This window comes from Aeromonas sp. s9, assembly GCF_040907765.1.
Classification (GTDB): Bacteria; Pseudomonadota; Gammaproteobacteria; order Enterobacterales; family Aeromonadaceae; genus Aeromonas; species Aeromonas caviae.
In genome coordinates this window covers 1-14,917 of sequence record NZ_JBFOCK010000016.1, presented here as the reverse complement: position 1 = coordinate 14,917, position 14,917 = coordinate 1, and the positions used below count along the sequence as shown (strand labels likewise).

Genomic DNA, 14,917 nt, shown 5'->3' with positions numbered 1-14,917 from the left:
TCATCGGTCGCGGTACCGGTGTTGCCGGCCGGATCGGTCACGGAAGCCGTCACCTGATAGCCCCCTTCGGCCAGCGGTGTGGTGACATCCACGCTGAAGCTGCCATCCGGTTGCACCGTCGCGGTCAGGGTCTGCTGATTGCCGTTGGCATCGGTCACCACCAGGGTCACCGTGCTGCCAGCGGGGGCATCCGTGGTGCCGGTCAGGGTCGGCGTCCGATCGTTGGTGTTGTCGGGGGCAGAGACGGTGATGACGGGAGCGGTGAGGTCGACCAGCTCATCTTCGCTGCTTTGCGCATCCACCAGCGGCGCCGCGCCAGCCGGGTTCGCGCTGTCAAAGCCTGCGCTGGAGATGGTTGCATCACCGGTACGATCGATGGTGACGAAACCGCCATTGCCGCTGGCACCAGCCACGCCCCCCGCATTGCCTGCGGCCGGGGCTCCGCCCGCCGCCGACGCTTCGAATGCCTTGGTGGGGTCGGTCCCGTCCAGAATCGCTTGCTGCAAGGCGGCGATGTCATCGGGCGTACCCGCGTTCGCCAGCACGGCGTCACCCTGTTCGGGGCGCTCGCCGGAACCCAGGGTGAACGTGGTCTCCCCTCCCTGGAAGCTGGCCCCTTCGGGCGCAAGCAATACCGCATCCTTGGGCAGTACATCGCCTTCTGCAACGAGTCTCTGGCTCCCGTCGGCGGCGACCAGATACATTTTGCCTTGCAAGTGGGTAACGACGACATCCTGATCCAATACGATGCGCTGATTGCTCATGGTTTCTCCTGAAATATCGAAGGGCATATTGCTCCAGCCTCCAATGTGCCCGTTTATCAGGCCATAAACCAGTGAGAAAAATCGAATGAACAGACCGAAATGAAGCCGGGTTTCGGGGTAAAAACGAAGGGACGCCTAAGATGAATAAAATTAATTAAATCAATAGCATCATTTGTGACAAAACGAAGACGGGAGCCTCATCGGCTCCCGTCTCGTGAGGTGTCAGACACCGGCCCAGAGCAGGATGGCCAGCAGTTGGGGCGAGATGATCCGCAGGAACATCACCAGGGGGTAGACGGTCGCGTAAGAGAGTGCGCTGGCACCACTGGTGGGGTGCATGCCGTTGGCAAATGCCAGAGCGGGGGGATCCGTCATCGAGCCGGCCAGCAGCCCGCACAGCGTGAGGTAATTGAGCTTGCCATAATGGCGTGCCAGCACACCCACCAGCAGCAGCGGGATGAGGGTGATTGCCACACCGTACATCATCCATGCGGGACCGTCGCCGTTGATCAGGGTGTCGATGAAGCCGGCCCCGGACTTGAACCCCACCACCGCCAGGAAGAGCACTATGCCTATTTCCCGCAGCGCCAGGTTGGCGCTCGGCGGCATGAACCAGTAGAGCTTGCCGATGCTGCCGATACGAGACAGGATGAGCGCCACCACCAGCGGTCCCCCTGCCAGCCCCAGCTTGAGCGCCGCCGGGAATCCCGGCAGGTAGAAGGGAATGGATCCGAGCAATCCCCCCAACCCGATACCGATGAAGACGGGCAGCATCTGCACCTGCTGCAGTTTCTGCTGCACGTTGCCCACCACGCTGGTGACCGCCTCGATGGCATCGAGCCGCCCCACCAGGTTCAGGATGTCACCGAACTGCAGACTGGTCTGACTGGTCGGCACCAGCTCGATGCCGGCCCGATTCAGGCGCGAGATGACCACATCGTATTTCTGCTTGATGTCGAGATCGCGGATCCGTTTGCCGAGCACCTGCTCATTGGTGACCACCACCCGCTCGACACGCAGATCGGTCCCGCGGGTGGAGAGGGAGGTGTCTACCTCCTCTCCAAGCACCAGCAGCACCTTGTGCAGGGCATGGCGCTCCCCCACCAGGTGCAGCAGGTCGCCAAGTTCGATGCGCGAGTCGGGCTTTGGCACCATCAGTTCGTCGCCACGCTTGAGTCGGGAGCAGATGACGTCCGCCTCGTCCAGACTCGGGATCTCGCGGAGCATCAGGCCGTGCATGTTGGGATTGCGCACGGCAATGTTGATGGTTTGCAGACTCTCCTTGGTCTTGCCAGCCTGCTGCTCGAAAGCGACCGCCTCCTCCTCGATCTTGATGTGGAAGAACATACGAATGAGCCACATGGTGAGCAGGATGCCGCAGATCCCGAACGGGTAGGCCACCGCATAGCCCATCCCCATCAGGCCGGTGGATCCAGGATCCGCCCCGAGCTCCGCCAGGATCTGCTGGCCAGCCCCCAGGGACGGGGTATTGGTCACTGCCCCGGAAAAGACCCCGAGGATCACCGGCAGCGGTACATCGAACAGCTGGTGCAACGCTGCCGCCACCAGGCAGCCGAGCAGAACCAGCAGGGCCGCGAAGCCATTGAGCTTGAGGCCCGAACTGCGCAAGGAGGAGAAGAAGCCGGGACCGACCTGGATGCCTATGGTGTAGACGAACAGGATCAGGCCGAATTCCTGAATAAAATGAAGTGTTTGCTCATCCAGCTTCAAGCCGGACAAGCCGGCGAAGTGGCCCACTATGATGCCGCCGAACAGCACCCCGCCGATACCCAAACCCACGCCATAGACTCGCCAGTTTCCCAGCCAGAGCCCCAGCACTGCCACCAGCGACAGCATGCTGATGGAAAGCGCGATCTCACTCATCGTTTGCATCCTTTCCAAACTGAACTGGCACTAGCTTGTCAGCAAACGAAGGGGGCAACTGTGGGGTGCCGCACGAATTCAGGCTTTCATGAGCACAAAAATACCAATTAAGGGTTAGCCATCAGATATAGCCATAAATGGCCATGAAGTGGCACAGACTGCCCCCCAGCACAAACAGGTGCCAGATGGCGTGGTTGTAGGGAATGCGCTTGGCCACATAGAAGATCACTCCCAGGCTGTAGATGAGACCACCCAGCCCCAGCAGCAGGAGCCCGGTACCATCCAGATGCAGATAGAGCTGGTAGATGACCACCAGCGACAGCCAGCCCAGCATCAGATAGGTAAATAGCGACACCTTCTTGAAACGATTGATGAAGATCAGCTTGAACACGACCCCCGCCAGGGCCAGCCCCCAGATCACCACCATCAGTCCTTGCGCCAGCGGCGTATCGAGCGCCACCAGCAGGAAGGGGGTATAAGTGCCGGCGATCAGCAGATAGATGGCGCAGTGATCGAACAGCTTGCTCCAGCGTCTGGCAGCCACCGAGCTCACGCTGTGATAGAGCGTCGAGGCGAGATAGAGCAATACCAGGCTGGCACCGTAGACGCCGTAGCTCAGCAGTACCCTGGGCCCCTGATCCCACCCCTTGTACAGCAGCAAGACCAGTCCCAGTCCGCCCAGCAGCAGCCCCAGCCCATGGCTGAGGCGATTCGCCCACTCTTCCCGTGGGGAGTACCCCGTCACATCCATCATTACCTCCAACCCATTACCGGCCCACTCTAGCGGCCGATGTTTCAGGCTACAAGCGTTAGCTGAAAATAAAGACGCGAGGAGAGGGAGGGCCAGAGATGGCTGTGCCCCCCGCCCCTTTGGTGTATGCTCTGCCGCCGACGCCGCCCATGCGGATGGCCGCGTCTGCCCGACAATCTGGTCTGGAGAACCCGATGAAGCTCACTGAACTGTTTACACAACCGGATCCTGATTTCGGCAAGGCCATGACGGCCCTGCTGGAGCATTTCCATCATTCCGACGACAGTCAGGCCCCCTATCAGCGGGGCAGCTTCACCCACCAGCTCGATCAGTCGTGCATGCCCGCCATCGGCATCTCTCCCCGGGACTATCTGGCACGGCTCACCACCCTGGTACCCGGGGCATCGCACCTCACCTCTCCCCGCTACATGGGACACATGACGGCACCGCTGCCGGCCTTCACCGCCGAGCTCTCCCGGCTCTTGGTGATGCTCAACCAGAACCCGATGAAGATGGAGTCCTCCCGTTTGCTGAGCTTTCTGGAGCGGGAAGTGCTGGCCAAGCTGCACCGTCTGGTCTACCGCGAGGACGACGCCTTCTATGCAGCCCATATGCATGCCAAGGATGCAGCCCTCGGCGTCATGACCAGTGGCGGTACCATCGCCAACGTCACCGCCCTCTGGCTGGCTCGCAACCGGGCCTGTGGCGACAACCTGTTCGCCCTCGCCGAGCAGGGCTATCGCGGCGCCGTCATTCTGGGCTCGCGGCTGATGCACTACTCCTTCGACAAGGGGATGGATCTGCTGGGACTCGGGGCTCGCAGCGTCTGGCGTCTCGACACAGACGAGCACAATCGGCTCAGTCTGGCGGCACTGGAACAGGCCCTTCAACAATGCAGGGAGCAGAAGCTCAAGGTGCTGGCGATGGTCGGCGTGGCTGGCAGCACGGATTTTGGCTCCGTCGACCCGCTGCCGGAACTGGCCGCCATCGCCCGGCGCGAGCAAATCCACTTCCACGTGGACGCGGCCTGGGGTGGTCCGACCCTCTTCTCGCCCCGCTATCAGGGATTGCTTACGGGGATAGAGCACGCCGATACCGTCACCCTTGACGGTCACAAGCAGTTGCTGGTCCCGCTCGGTACCGGCATGCTGCTCTGCCGCCAACCGGACCTGATGATGACGGTGAAGCGCGAGGCTCCCTACGCCATCCGCGCCACCTCCTTCGATCAGGGGCGCTTCACTCTGGAGGGGACCCGTCCCGCCAACGCGCTCTATCTGGATGCCGCCTTCCAGATGCTGGGACAGCAGGGTTATGCCCAACTCATCGACGCCAACTACGACAGGGCGCGGCGAATGGCCGCGCTCATCGACGCCAGTCCCGCCTTCGAGCTGATGTCGGCACCTGTCATGAACCTGCTCTCCTACCGGTGCATTCCGCCCCACCTGCAAGGTCAGGTGCCCGATGTGGCGGCCAACGAACAGATCAATCTCTTCAACGTCGCCCTGCAAAAAGCCCAGCGCGCCGAAGGGCACAGCTTCGTCTCACGCACCCAGCGCGCAGTGTCCCGCTATGGCGAGCAACCGCTCACGCTGCTGCGCGCCGTCCTGCTCAACCCCCTCATCGAGGAAGCAGACATACGCGCATTGCTGGACGATCAGGTGCGCCTTGGCAACCAGATTGCCAGCCAGCTGTTCGAGTAACCCGCCGCCCCGGTAAGGAACTGCCTGCAGAATGGACGGTCTTATTCATTTGCCGTTGTCTGACGGGCAGGTACACTGAGTGAAATTTTGAGGTTAGAGCCCAGCATGAAGCAGTTTATCGAGTTCATCCCCCTGATCGTCTTCTTCGCGGTCTACAAGTTTTACGACATCTACACCGCCACTGGCGCCCTGGTGGTCGTCACCGGCCTGCAACTCCTGTACAGCTGGCTTCGCTATCGCCGGGTCGAGAAGATGCAGTTGTTCACCTTCGTGCTGGTCGGTTTCTTCGGCGGCCTCACCGTCTTCTTCCACGACGATGCCTTCATCAAGTGGAAGGTGACCGTCATCAACATGCTCTTTGCCCTCGCCCTGCTCATCGGCCGCTATGGCTTTGGCAAGAACCTCATCAAGCAGATGCTGGCCAAGGAGCTCCAAGCCCCCGACCGGGTCTGGGACAACGTCAATCTCGGCTGGGTCGGCTTCTTCACCCTGTGCGGTCTGCTCAACCTCTACGTGGCCTTCAACCTCTCCCAGGAGATGTGGGTCAACTTCAAGGTGTTCGGCCTGCTGGGCATGACCCTGGTCTTCACCCTGCTCAGCGGCGTCTATCTCTATCGCCACATGCCGGCCGAGCAGAACGCAGAACAGAAAAAATAACCGCAACCAGAAAGGGATTGTTCCATGTGGTATCTGATCTACTCCGAAGATGTCGCGGGCAGCCTGCCCCAGCGCAAGCTGGCACGCCCTGCCCACCTGGCCCGCCTGCAAGCCTTGCAGGATGAGGGCCGCCTGCTGACGGCCGGCCCCAACCCGGCCATCGATGCCGAGGATCCGGCCGATGCGGGCTTCACCGGCAGCACCGTCATCGCCGACTTTGCCAGTCAGGCCGACGCCCAGGCCTGGGCCGATGCGGACCCCTATGTTGCGGCAGGGGTCTACGCCAGAGTGACCATCAAACCGTTCAAGAAAGTCTTCTGAGCCCATCGAGGCTGACAAGAAAAAGGCCGGACACTGTCCGGCCTTTTCGTATCCGATGGTGACTCATGCCCTGGCCACAAACCAGGGATTGAGGATATCGGGCTTGTTGTAGCAAAGCGGCGAACCATCGAGCTGGGTGACGCTGCCCCCCGCCCCTTCCAGTACCGCCTGAGCAGCCCCCGTATCCCACTCGCAGGTCGGCGCGAGCCGCGGGTAAAGCTCGGCCTCCCCCTCGGCAATGATGCAAAACTTGAGAGAGCTGCCCATGGAAACCAACTCAATCTCGCCCCGCTCCAGTTCGCCAAAACGGGCCAGATACTCGAGGGTTTCCTGCGACAGGTGATTGCGACTGCCCACCACGCGCCACACTTGCCCTGCGTCATGAGGACGGGTCTGGATGGTCTCGTGCCTGCCATCGGCCACACGCCAGGCGCCAATCCCCTTGCCCCCATACCAGAGCTTGTCCAGTACCGGGGCATAGACCAGCCCCCAGCGCGGGGTCCCCTGTTCAATCAGGGCGATATTCACCGTGAACTCGCCGTTGCGGGAGACAAACTCCTTGGTGCCATCCAAAGGATCCACCAGCCAGTAGCGGGACCAGCCGAGTCGCGCAGCCATCACCTCGGGGGAGGACTCTTCCGACAACACCGGGATATCGGGAGTGAGACGCGCCAGCGCCTGAACGATCACCTCGTGGGCCCCCTTGTCCGCAGCCGTCAGCGGGCTCTCGTCCTGCTTGTACTCCACCGCAAAGGGCTGGCTGTAGATGGACATGATGGCCTCACCGGCGGCGCGGGCGATGGGCTCCAGTTCGGAAATGGCGGGTAGATACATGGAAAAGAGTTCTCGCTCAAAGGGTTGGTCAGTGTAACCGAGTGAGTATCTTCGGCTTATAGCCGTTTGCACTGACTTATACAGTGTCAAAACTGACAGACAAAAAGTGGCGCAACACAGCTAATGATAAATGTGGCACTAACGCCACATAAGGACATGACGATATGAACAAGAAGACCCTGATCGCCGCACTACTGCTGGGCTGCCTCCCCCTGTTGAGCCAACCTCTGCTGGCCGCCGACAAGGCGGCGACCAAGCCTGTGGCCACCACCCAAGTCAAGGAAAGCGGCAAGATCAATCTCAATACCGCCAGTGCCAGCGAGCTCACCGCCCTGAAAGGCATTGGCGAGAAGAAGGCACAGGCCATCATCGACCACAGGGAGAAGCAGGGCAAGTTCACCTCCGTCGATCAACTGGCGGACGTCAGTGGCATCGGACCTGCCACGCTGGAAGCAAACCGGGACATGATTATCGTCAAGTAACCGGTTTGAATCCCTATCATCCCGAGGGCAGCCTGTGGCTGCCCTATTTTTCTTCGGGTATCATGAGCCCACTTTGTATCTTCGGACTCACTCCATGAAAAAGACACCGCTCGTTGTTCGCAAGGCCGTTCTCCCCGTTGCCGGTCTGGGTACCCGCATGCTGCCCGCCACCAAGGCCATCCCCAAGGAGATGCTGCCCGTGGTCGACAAGCCGCTGATCCAGTATGTGGTGCGCGAAGCCATCGCCGCCGGCATCAAGGAGATCATCCTGGTGACCCATTCAAGCAAGAACTCCATCGAGAACCACTTCGACAAAAGCTTCGAGCTGGAGGCGACCCTGGAGAAGCGGGTCAAGCGCCAACTGCTGGAAGAGGTTCAGCACATCTGTCCCAAAGACGTCACCATCATGCACGTGCGTCAAGGGGAAGCAAAAGGCCTGGGCCATGCAGTACTGTGTGCCCGCCCCCTCATCGGGGATCAACCCTTCGCCGTTCTGCTGCCGGATGTGCTCATCGACGAGGTGGCCAGCGATCTGAAGCAGGACAACCTGGCGGAGATGGTGCATCTGTTCGAAGAGGAGCAGATCAGCCAGATCATGGTGGAAGCCGTCCCCGAGAGCGAAGTGGACAAATACGGCATCGCCGACATCAAGGGGGAAGCCCTGAGCGAAGGCATGTCCCTGCCGATGCAGGCCATCGTCGAGAAGCCGCCCCGGGATGAAGCCCCGTCCAACCTGGCCGTGGTCGGTCGCTATGTGCTCTCGGCCAATATCTGGCCCTTGCTGGAAAAAACCCCGGCCGGCGCCGGCGACGAGATCCAGCTGACCGATGCCATCGCCATGCTGATGGAAAAGGAGCAGGTCAATGCCTACTTCATGAAGGGACGCAGCCACGATTGCGGCAGCAAGCTCGGTTATATGAAGGCCAATGTGGAATACGCCGTGCGCCATCGGGAACTCAGCAAAGAATTCACCAGCTGGCTGAAGCAGTTTGCCAAAGAGCTGTAATCTCTGAATATTTACAAGATAAGCAGAATAAAAAACTGGGCATCATTCGATGCCCTTTTTCATTTTATAAACAAATATTCAACCATTGATAGATAAAATATCGCTAAATCATAATATTGTAATTTAAAGTCGCTTGTTCTATAAGGATTAAGGCTTGTTCCTAGCCCTTGCATAAAATTTCTAAAAAAATATAAGACACAGGTGGAAGTTCCAATGAATAACCCGTCCAAAGGGACCTTTTTAGGTCACCCTAAAGGGCTTTTTTTGCTCTTTAGTACCGAACTGTGGGAGAGATTCTCCTATTACGGCATGCGTGCCGTGCTCGTCCTCTATCTGACCGACCTGACCGCCAACGGTGGCATGGGCTGGACCCAGGCCGACGCCCTCAAGCTGTACGGCATCTATACCGGTCTGGTCTACATCACCCCCGTCATCGGCGGCTGGCTCGCCGATACCTTCCTGGGCCAGCGCCGTGCCATCCTGTTCGGTGCCGTGCTGATGGCCGCCGGCCAGTTTACCCTGGCACTGCCTCACGCCATGTTCCCTGACATGGTCAACACCGTCTTCTATGCCGGCCTTGGCTTGCTGATCGTGGGCAACGGCCTGTTCAAACCGAACATCTCCACCATGGTGGGTGACCTGTATAAAGAAGGGGATCACCGTCGTGACGGCGCCTTCACCATCTTCTACATGGGCATCAACCTGGGCTCCCTGCTGGCCGGCGTGATCTGCGGCGCCGCCGCCACCGCCTATGGCTGGCAAGCCGCCTTCGTCAGCGCCGGTATCGGCATGCTGCTCTCCCTGGTTGTGCAGGCCACCATGGCCCAGCGTTTCCTTGGCGACATCGGCCGTGTGCCCGCCGCCCAGCGTGCCGCCCTGCAACGCTCCAAGGAGCAAAAAGCGCCCCTGACCAAACAGGAAGTGGATCGCATCAAGGTGATCCTGGTACTGGGCCTGTTCACCATCATCTTCTGGGCCGGCTTCGAGCAGGCCGGTGGTCTGATGAACCTGTATGCCCAGGAGTATACCGACCGCATGATCGGCAGCTTCGAAGTGCCGACAGCCTGGTTCCAGTCCCTGAACCCCTTCTTCATCATCACCCTGGCCCCTGTCGTGGCCGCTATCTGGATCAAGCTCGGCAAGAAAGAGCCGAACTCCCCGGTGAAATTCGCCATGGGCCTGCTGTTCCTGGCCGTCGGCTTCCTGTTCATGATCGGTGCCGTGCTGGAGCAAGGTGGTGATCAGGCTGTCAAGACCTCCATGTTCTGGCTGGTCGGTGCCTACCTGTTCCATACCCTGGGCGAGCTCTGCCTCTCTCCCATCGGTCTCTCCATGGTGACCAAGCTGGCTCCGCTGCGCCTGGCCTCCCTGATGATGGGTGCCTGGTTCGGTTTCGTGGCCCTGGCCAACTATGCCGCCGGCTTCATCGGCTCCTTCGTCGGCGAGTCCGGTGCCATGGCCATCTTCGGTGGCATCGCACTGGCCGCCGTGATCAGCGCCCTCATCCTGCTGACCATGGCCAACCGCCTGGTCTACTGGATGCACGGTGCCGAAGGCCCGGCCAAAGAGCCCGAAGAACAAGAGCAGAAACTGCAGTCCGCGACCGTTTGACCGGTCAGGACAGCAGAGACCAAACAGGGCGCCCATGGGCGCCCTGTTTGCATGTGTTCACTTCACAGCGTCAGTGGTGACGAACCTGCATCGTCAGGGCGCTGCCGCTGTCACTGCGAAACTGCAGATCAAAGGGCTCGTGCCAACTTCGCCTGTGCAACGTGTAGCGACTGCTGCGCATCAAGCCGAGCGGCAACCCCCCTGCACGCATCAACCAGTGAGGTGAGGTGAGCCCGGCATTTGCAAAAAGCAGCCCATCCTCCTGATCGAACAGCAGGGCCGCCATGGCAAAGGAGTGACGCAGGCCCGACTCCAGCAGTTGCAGATTGAGGTAATCCAGCAATCGGTGTGGCTGGGTCAACAGCAGGCTCTCTTGTTGCTGGTATTGGCGATAGGGGCCGTTCATCAGGGATCGCACCAAGGCACCACAGAAGGCCGCATCCACACCGAGGATGGGCAATTCCATCACCAGTACCAGCAGCTTGTCGTCCAGTTTGAAGGTATCCGGGATGAAGAGATTGCCCATGCCGGCAAAGGTGACCTGCCAGGGCCCCCACTCCTGCATGCCAGGGGGGGCCAACCAGGCGAGCAGCCGGCTGCTCGCCAGATCGTGGCCACGGAAGAAGTCGATGTGCTCCATCAGCTCCAGTTGCTGGCTCTGATGCCCGAGGTTTGTCAGGCATTGCTCGATGCTGCGGCGGATCTGCTCATAGTCATTCACCGGTTTGATGAAGAAGTCCCTGGCCCCCGCCCGCAGCGCACGCTCGATCGCAGCCATCTGATCCTGACCGGAGATGACGATGACGGGCACCTGTGGATAGCGGGCGGTGAGGCAGGCAATCACCTCATGGCCATCCATGTTCGGCATGTTCAGATCACACAACACCACATCGGGGTGATAGAGCGCTGCGGCAGAGAGCCCCTCAATCCCGTCTTCTGCCTGAAAGACGCAGGCCCCGTCGTGCTCGAGATAAGATACCAGTGAGTGGCGAAAAACCGCTTCGTCTTCTACCACCAAGATCCGTAGTCCGGCTTTTGACATCTTGACAAAGCTCTTATTAGTCAAATGGTTATTTGAGCATTAAGACTAGATCATGGGCGCTGGATACCGCCACACAATATTGTCGAGCAGCGAGCCGGGCTGGCCTTGGTATCTGCCAAGCGTTTGAAATGGTCCGACTATTTTGATCGCCCCCTTGCGCAGAGATGGTCGGCAACCGTCGCCCGGCAGCCGTTATCTCGCAGGTCGGCACCATGAATTGTATGAGGCACCGCCATGAGGGATAATGCCCTCCACTCCAGATCGTGAAGCAGACCATGACGCCAGCCGAATACAGCGCCCTCGCCCATCCCAGACTCTCCCATCCGGCCCGCAGCCTCTATACCCTGCAACTGCGCCGCTTGGTGCTGGAAAATCGGCTGGCCCGACTCAACTATCCCGAGCTTGGCCGGGCACTGGCTGTCGTCGATCCGGGCAATCCCGGTGGTTTCAGCTATCAGGTCAACGCTCGCCAGCTGACCGAACTGCTCGACGAGCTGATGGAGGCCGAACTGCTTCAGGTCGAGGCCCAGGCTGACAGTGAGCACTACCACCAGTGCCCTTTCCAGTTGCCGTTGCTGAGCCAGCGGGTGCGCAGCCCTCTGCCGGCACGCCCGTTCCAGATGCACCTGCAGTGGCGTCCGGACGAAGAACTGCCTGCTCTCGCACGCCTGTGCGGGGTGATCGATGCCAGCTACAGCGAAGAGGATCTCGGGGAGTTCATCGCCTACTGGCTCGGCCGCCCCGAGGTGTTCGACTCCCAGCACCAGTGGATGTTGAAATTTATTCGGGCCCTCAAGAGTCGGCGCTACGCCCGCCGCCCGGCGACCGTGGTCACCGGGTACCAGCAGGTCGCGCCAGCCCCGGTAGAGGCTGGCCCGAGCCGCCGGGCGCAAGAGATGATCGATGAGGCCAAACGGCTGGCACAAGCTCAGGAGCCGGAGAATGATTGATACCAGGCGGCCACGAAGTGCACTATTGACCCCCTGCCCATCCAGCCACAGCCCTAGCAGAAGGAGAATTCCATGACAGATCCGCACGACCCGATGCGCCAGGCACTGGAAGAGATCGAGGCCAAACGCCAGAAAATCGCCAAGGCGAGACAGGAGCAACGGGCTCATGATCCCGAGCTCAAGCGTCACGTCAGCAGCCTGCAGCAACGTATTCTCCGACTGCGGGCCGCAACCGGCGGCAGCCAGTACGACTACGAGACCCTGCGCAAGGAGTACGACGCCAAGGCCAATGCCGAAGTGCGCGAGTTGCAGAAGGCCGCCCGCCAGGAGCGGATCCAGAAGCTGATCGCCCAGGCCGACCTCAATCCGGACTGGATCTTCGACAAGATGGATTCCGGTGACCCGGCCCTGCAATACCCCATCGAGACAGCCCGCTACTTCATCAGCGGTTTCGAGCACTGGGAGAAGAGCGGCGGGGGCTGCATGCTGATCTACGGCGATTACGGCACCGGCAAATCCACCCTGGCGGGTGCCGTGGCCCACGAGTTGATCGCGCGCCACCAGAAGTCGGTGATCTTCCAGCAGTGGGCCTCCATCGTGGACAGGCTCTTCTTCAACGTCATCCAGGATCAGGAGGAGCGCAACCAGTACCGCCGCGCCCTGGAAGAGGTGGACCTGCTGATCATCGACGAGGTGGCAGCCAACCGCGCCAAGATGGCGGAGAGTCAGTCCAGCTTCCTCGGCCACCTGCTGCGCCGTCGTCGCAACCTGTCCAAAAGCGTCATCATCATCACCAACCACAGCCCCCAGAGCCTGCATCAGGCCATCGGTGATTTTAGCTATGAGGCGATCAAGGCGTTCAATCCGGTGGACATCCACCTGAGCGGACCCAGCCGCCGTCCCAGCATCGGCCATTACAACGGTTGATCCCGTCGGGCCGGCGTCCCTGATGTCCGGCCCTTCATATCCCCTGCACCTCACAAATAAAAACCACTCTCATTTACAGAGAGCCATCCAGGCTCTAGGCTTGCTCTTTTGTTCGAGAGGGCCTGTCATGCCAACCACACTCATCTTCGGTGCCAGTCGCGGACTGGGCCGCGCCTTCACCGACCACGCACTGCAACTGGGCCACAGGGTCGTTGCCCTGGTGCGCCATGCCGACATGGCCAGCGAGCTGCATACCCTGGGAGTCGAGGTCGTCATCGGGGATGCCCTGGCCCCCCAGGCCGTGGCCCAGGCTTGCCACTTGGCGGACAGGGATGCCCGGGTAGTCTCCACCCTCGGCGGCTTTCGCCAGAGTGCACCGGTGGATTATCAGGGCAACCGCCATGTGATCGACGAGATGGAGCGCGCCGGGCTCAGCCGCCTGCTGCTGGTCACCTCCCTCGGTTGTGGCGACAGCTGGCAATACCTGCCCGAGCGGGCTCGCGCCGCCTTCGGACACGAGGTACGCCTCAAGAGCTTGGCGGAAAGCTGGCTGCAGACAAGCACCCTTGAGTGGACCATTTTACGCCCCGCAGGGTTGCAGGATGGGGAGCCCACGGGTCAGGCCATCCTGAGCCAGGGGCAAGAGAGGCATGGCCTGGTCAGGCGCCAGGATGTGACGATACGGGGTTTGCAACTGCTCACCGACCAGGAGGCGTGCGGCCAGATCTATGCCATCGGCGATCCGGGTCTGAGTCAACCATGACCCCTGTGAATGGCAACACGGTCAGCCCGAGGGCTGACCGTGTTGTTGCAAGGGGGCCTAAATAGCTGATCCTAATTTCGCTCCAGTTGCATAAGCCCATGTCCATTACCGGGGAACGGGGCGGCATGATCCAGGAAGTAGAACACGCGACGTAATAACTCACCCAATGTGCGGCATTGGTGGTTCCGGGTGATCGTTTCATGGAGGGCATGCCACAGCCGCTCAATCTGGTTCACCCATGGCGAATACACCGGCTGAAAAAGCACGATGAACTTCGGATTTTTTGCCAGCCATCGCTGTGCTTTTTTGCTCTTGTGGATGATGTAGTTATCCAGGATCAGCGTGATGCTCTTGGCGCGCCGATAAGTCCGCTTTAGTGTTTGGAGCAGTGACAAGAACAAGTCCGTGTCTTTGCTATCGCTCGCCACATAGGTCACGTTACCTGTTCCGGCATGCAGGGCGCCAGCGAGGTAATGTTTGCGATTCTGGCCCGGAGTTGCCACTTTCTTCTGCTTCCCTCGCATCATCCAGTCCGCCCCCAGCTTGGGATTTAGGTGGATATCCACCTCATCTTCATAGAACACGGGATGGTCCGCACTGCAGCGTCCCAAGGCCTCATTGATAGCGGCCATTTTCCGCTCTTTATGGGGATCGCGGATGTGCAAAGTGGGCGCGGCCCGGCGCCAGACAATCCCTAGCCTGGGCAGCCATCGCCGTATTGTTGAAGCATGCAATGTCAGGCGCCAACTCCGTTTGAGTTCAAGCGCCATCAGTTCGGTACTCCAACGCGAGCGCTGATATCCGAGCTCCTGTGGAGACAACTGGATCAACAGCTGTAATAGACCCGAGATGTGAGCAAATGGCAGCACCGGCTTGCGCCCCCGAGGCTCGCTTTCAAGCCCCTCCAGACCGTACAAGGTGTACCAGTTCACCCAGCGATTGATCGATGACCGGGCGGCGGCTGTGAGCCGAGAAACAGCCGAGACACTGTGCCCGTCAGCAAGGAGCAAGATGGCGTTGAGCCTCCGGCAGAGATCTTTATCTTTGGTCCGGTGCATCTTGTTGATGATCCGGCGTCGCTCATCATGGTCGGGGAGTGTTAGTATCATTTCGGGCTCGGCTCGTTTGTCGTTTGATTGGTTTGGCGATTAATCAGATCGCACAAACGACGCCGAGTTCCCTTCTTTCCCGGATAAGTGATCTACATTTCGGAACGGTTATTTAG

The 14,917-nt window shown here is 60.1% G+C and carries 15 protein-coding genes; 9 read left to right on the top strand and 6 right to left on the bottom strand.

Going from position 1 to position 14,917, the window contains the following annotated elements; genetic code table 11:
• The 3 genes from AB5Y54_RS03295 to AB5Y54_RS03285 all read right to left on the bottom strand — a co-directional run.
• Positions 1 to 764 (bottom strand): retention module-containing protein (locus AB5Y54_RS03295; RefSeq protein ID WP_368153232.1); only part of this gene is annotated, 764 nt, incomplete at its 3' end.
• Between the two features lie 222 nt (positions 765 to 986).
• Complete coding sequence (locus AB5Y54_RS03290) at positions 987 to 2,648, bottom strand: putative transporter (protein WP_368153230.1); 1,662 nt, start codon at positions 2,646 to 2,648, stop codon at positions 987 to 989.
• Between the two features lie 121 nt (positions 2,649 to 2,769).
• On the bottom strand, positions 2,770 to 3,402 hold the full coding sequence (locus tag AB5Y54_RS03285) for a hemolysin III family protein (RefSeq protein WP_041212406.1): 633 nt from the start codon (positions 3,400 to 3,402) through the stop codon (positions 2,770 to 2,772).
• Positions 3,403 to 3,593: 191 nt separating this feature from the next.
• Between AB5Y54_RS03285 and AB5Y54_RS03280 the strand changes: the two genes are divergently transcribed.
• The 3 genes from AB5Y54_RS03280 to AB5Y54_RS03270 all read left to right on the top strand — a co-directional run bounded on the left by AB5Y54_RS03280 (position 3,594) and on the right by AB5Y54_RS03270 (position 6,077).
• The gene (locus tag AB5Y54_RS03280; RefSeq protein ID WP_368153228.1) at positions 3,594 to 5,099 is read left to right on the top strand and encodes an aminotransferase class V-fold PLP-dependent enzyme; all 1,506 of its coding nucleotides are present in this window, start codon (positions 3,594 to 3,596) and stop codon (positions 5,097 to 5,099) included.
• 105 nt (positions 5,100 to 5,204) lie between these two features.
• Complete coding sequence (locus AB5Y54_RS03275; RefSeq protein ID WP_039041321.1) at positions 5,205 to 5,756, top strand: septation protein A; 552 nt, start codon at positions 5,205 to 5,207, stop codon at positions 5,754 to 5,756.
• Positions 5,757 to 5,780: 24 nt separating this feature from the next.
• Complete coding sequence (locus AB5Y54_RS03270; RefSeq protein ID WP_010675539.1) at positions 5,781 to 6,077, top strand: YciI family protein; 297 nt, start codon at positions 5,781 to 5,783, stop codon at positions 6,075 to 6,077.
• Positions 6,078 to 6,140: 63 nt separating this feature from the next.
• On the opposite strand, the gene cysQ is transcribed toward AB5Y54_RS03270, so the two are convergent.
• Entirely contained in the window at positions 6,141 to 6,911 is a 771-nt protein-coding gene (gene cysQ / locus AB5Y54_RS03265; protein ID WP_039041322.1) for a 3'(2'),5'-bisphosphate nucleotidase CysQ, read from the bottom strand.
• A gap of 164 nt (positions 6,912 to 7,075) precedes the next feature.
• On the opposite strand from cysQ, the gene AB5Y54_RS03260 reads away from it, so the two are divergent.
• From AB5Y54_RS03260 to AB5Y54_RS03250, 3 genes are all read left to right on the top strand, one after another.
• Positions 7,076 to 7,393 carry a ComEA family DNA-binding protein gene (locus AB5Y54_RS03260; RefSeq protein WP_043156043.1) on the top strand — a complete coding sequence of 106 codons (318 nt, stop codon included), beginning with the start codon at positions 7,076 to 7,078 and terminating at the stop codon, positions 7,391 to 7,393.
• Positions 7,394 to 7,487: 94 nt separating this feature from the next.
• On the top strand, positions 7,488 to 8,399 hold the full coding sequence (gene galU / locus AB5Y54_RS03255) for a UTP--glucose-1-phosphate uridylyltransferase GalU (protein ID WP_010675542.1): 912 nt from the start codon (positions 7,488 to 7,490) through the stop codon (positions 8,397 to 8,399).
• 213 nt (positions 8,400 to 8,612) lie between these two features.
• Entirely contained in the window at positions 8,613 to 10,010 is a 1,398-nt protein-coding gene (locus AB5Y54_RS03250) for a peptide MFS transporter (protein WP_052815577.1), read from the top strand.
• A gap of 70 nt (positions 10,011 to 10,080) precedes the next feature.
• Here AB5Y54_RS03250 and AB5Y54_RS03245 read toward each other — a convergent pair whose 3' ends face one another.
• A complete protein-coding gene (locus AB5Y54_RS03245) occupies positions 10,081 to 11,052 on the bottom strand; it encodes a response regulator (RefSeq protein ID WP_029314797.1) in 972 nt (323 codons plus the stop codon).
• Between the two features lie 275 nt (positions 11,053 to 11,327).
• Between AB5Y54_RS03245 and AB5Y54_RS03240 the strand changes: the two genes are divergently transcribed.
• The 3 genes from AB5Y54_RS03240 (at position 11,328) to AB5Y54_RS03230 (ending at position 13,692) form a co-directional block, all read left to right on the top strand.
• Positions 11,328 to 12,002, top strand: a complete 675-nt coding sequence (locus tag AB5Y54_RS03240; protein ID WP_039041329.1) for a DnaT-like ssDNA-binding domain-containing protein — start codon at positions 11,328 to 11,330, stop codon at positions 12,000 to 12,002.
• Positions 12,003 to 12,074: 72 nt separating this feature from the next.
• On the top strand, positions 12,075 to 12,929 hold the full coding sequence (locus AB5Y54_RS03235; protein WP_010675546.1) for a DnaA/Hda family protein: 855 nt from the start codon (positions 12,075 to 12,077) through the stop codon (positions 12,927 to 12,929).
• A gap of 127 nt (positions 12,930 to 13,056) precedes the next feature.
• Complete coding sequence (locus tag AB5Y54_RS03230) at positions 13,057 to 13,692, top strand: SDR family oxidoreductase (RefSeq protein WP_143237124.1); 636 nt, start codon at positions 13,057 to 13,059, stop codon at positions 13,690 to 13,692.
• Positions 13,693 to 13,763: 71 nt separating this feature from the next.
• On the opposite strand, the gene AB5Y54_RS03225 is transcribed toward AB5Y54_RS03230, so the two are convergent.
• Positions 13,764 to 14,801, bottom strand: coding sequence for an IS630-like element ISAeme16 family transposase (locus AB5Y54_RS03225; protein ID WP_041206064.1), 1,038 nt, complete (start codon positions 14,799 to 14,801; stop codon positions 13,764 to 13,766).
• Between the last annotated feature and the right edge of the window lie 116 nt (positions 14,802 to 14,917).

What these genes read in the sequence shown, in the direction of transcription:
- AB5Y54_RS03290 (WP_368153230.1), bottom strand. Translation starts at nt 2,648, where the DNA reads ATGAGTGAGATCGCGCTTTCCATCAGCATGCTGTCGCTGGTGGCAGTG.
- AB5Y54_RS03285 (WP_041212406.1), bottom strand. Translation starts at nt 3,402, where the DNA reads ATGATGGATGTGACGGGGTACTCCCCACGGGAAGAGTGGGCGAATCGC.
- AB5Y54_RS03280 (WP_368153228.1), top strand. Translation starts at nt 3,594, where the DNA reads ATGAAGCTCACTGAACTGTTTACACAACCGGATCCTGATTTCGGCAAG.
- AB5Y54_RS03275 (WP_039041321.1), top strand. Translation starts at nt 5,205, where the DNA reads ATGAAGCAGTTTATCGAGTTCATCCCCCTGATCGTCTTCTTCGCGGTC.
- AB5Y54_RS03270 (WP_010675539.1), top strand. Translation starts at nt 5,781, where the DNA reads ATGTGGTATCTGATCTACTCCGAAGATGTCGCGGGCAGCCTGCCCCAG.
- cysQ (WP_039041322.1), bottom strand. Translation starts at nt 6,911, where the DNA reads ATGTATCTACCCGCCATTTCCGAACTGGAGCCCATCGCCCGCGCCGCC.
- AB5Y54_RS03260 (WP_043156043.1), top strand. Translation starts at nt 7,076, where the DNA reads ATGAACAAGAAGACCCTGATCGCCGCACTACTGCTGGGCTGCCTCCCC.
- galU (WP_010675542.1), top strand. Translation starts at nt 7,488, where the DNA reads ATGAAAAAGACACCGCTCGTTGTTCGCAAGGCCGTTCTCCCCGTTGCC.
- AB5Y54_RS03250 (WP_052815577.1), top strand. Translation starts at nt 8,613, where the DNA reads ATGAATAACCCGTCCAAAGGGACCTTTTTAGGTCACCCTAAAGGGCTT.
- AB5Y54_RS03245 (WP_029314797.1), bottom strand. Translation starts at nt 11,052, where the DNA reads ATGTCAAAAGCCGGACTACGGATCTTGGTGGTAGAAGACGAAGCGGTT.
- AB5Y54_RS03240 (WP_039041329.1), top strand. Translation starts at nt 11,328, where the DNA reads ATGACGCCAGCCGAATACAGCGCCCTCGCCCATCCCAGACTCTCCCAT.
- AB5Y54_RS03235 (WP_010675546.1), top strand. Translation starts at nt 12,075, where the DNA reads ATGACAGATCCGCACGACCCGATGCGCCAGGCACTGGAAGAGATCGAG.
- AB5Y54_RS03230 (WP_143237124.1), top strand. Translation starts at nt 13,057, where the DNA reads ATGCCAACCACACTCATCTTCGGTGCCAGTCGCGGACTGGGCCGCGCC.
- AB5Y54_RS03225 (WP_041206064.1), bottom strand. Translation starts at nt 14,801, where the DNA reads ATGATACTAACACTCCCCGACCATGATGAGCGACGCCGGATCATCAAC.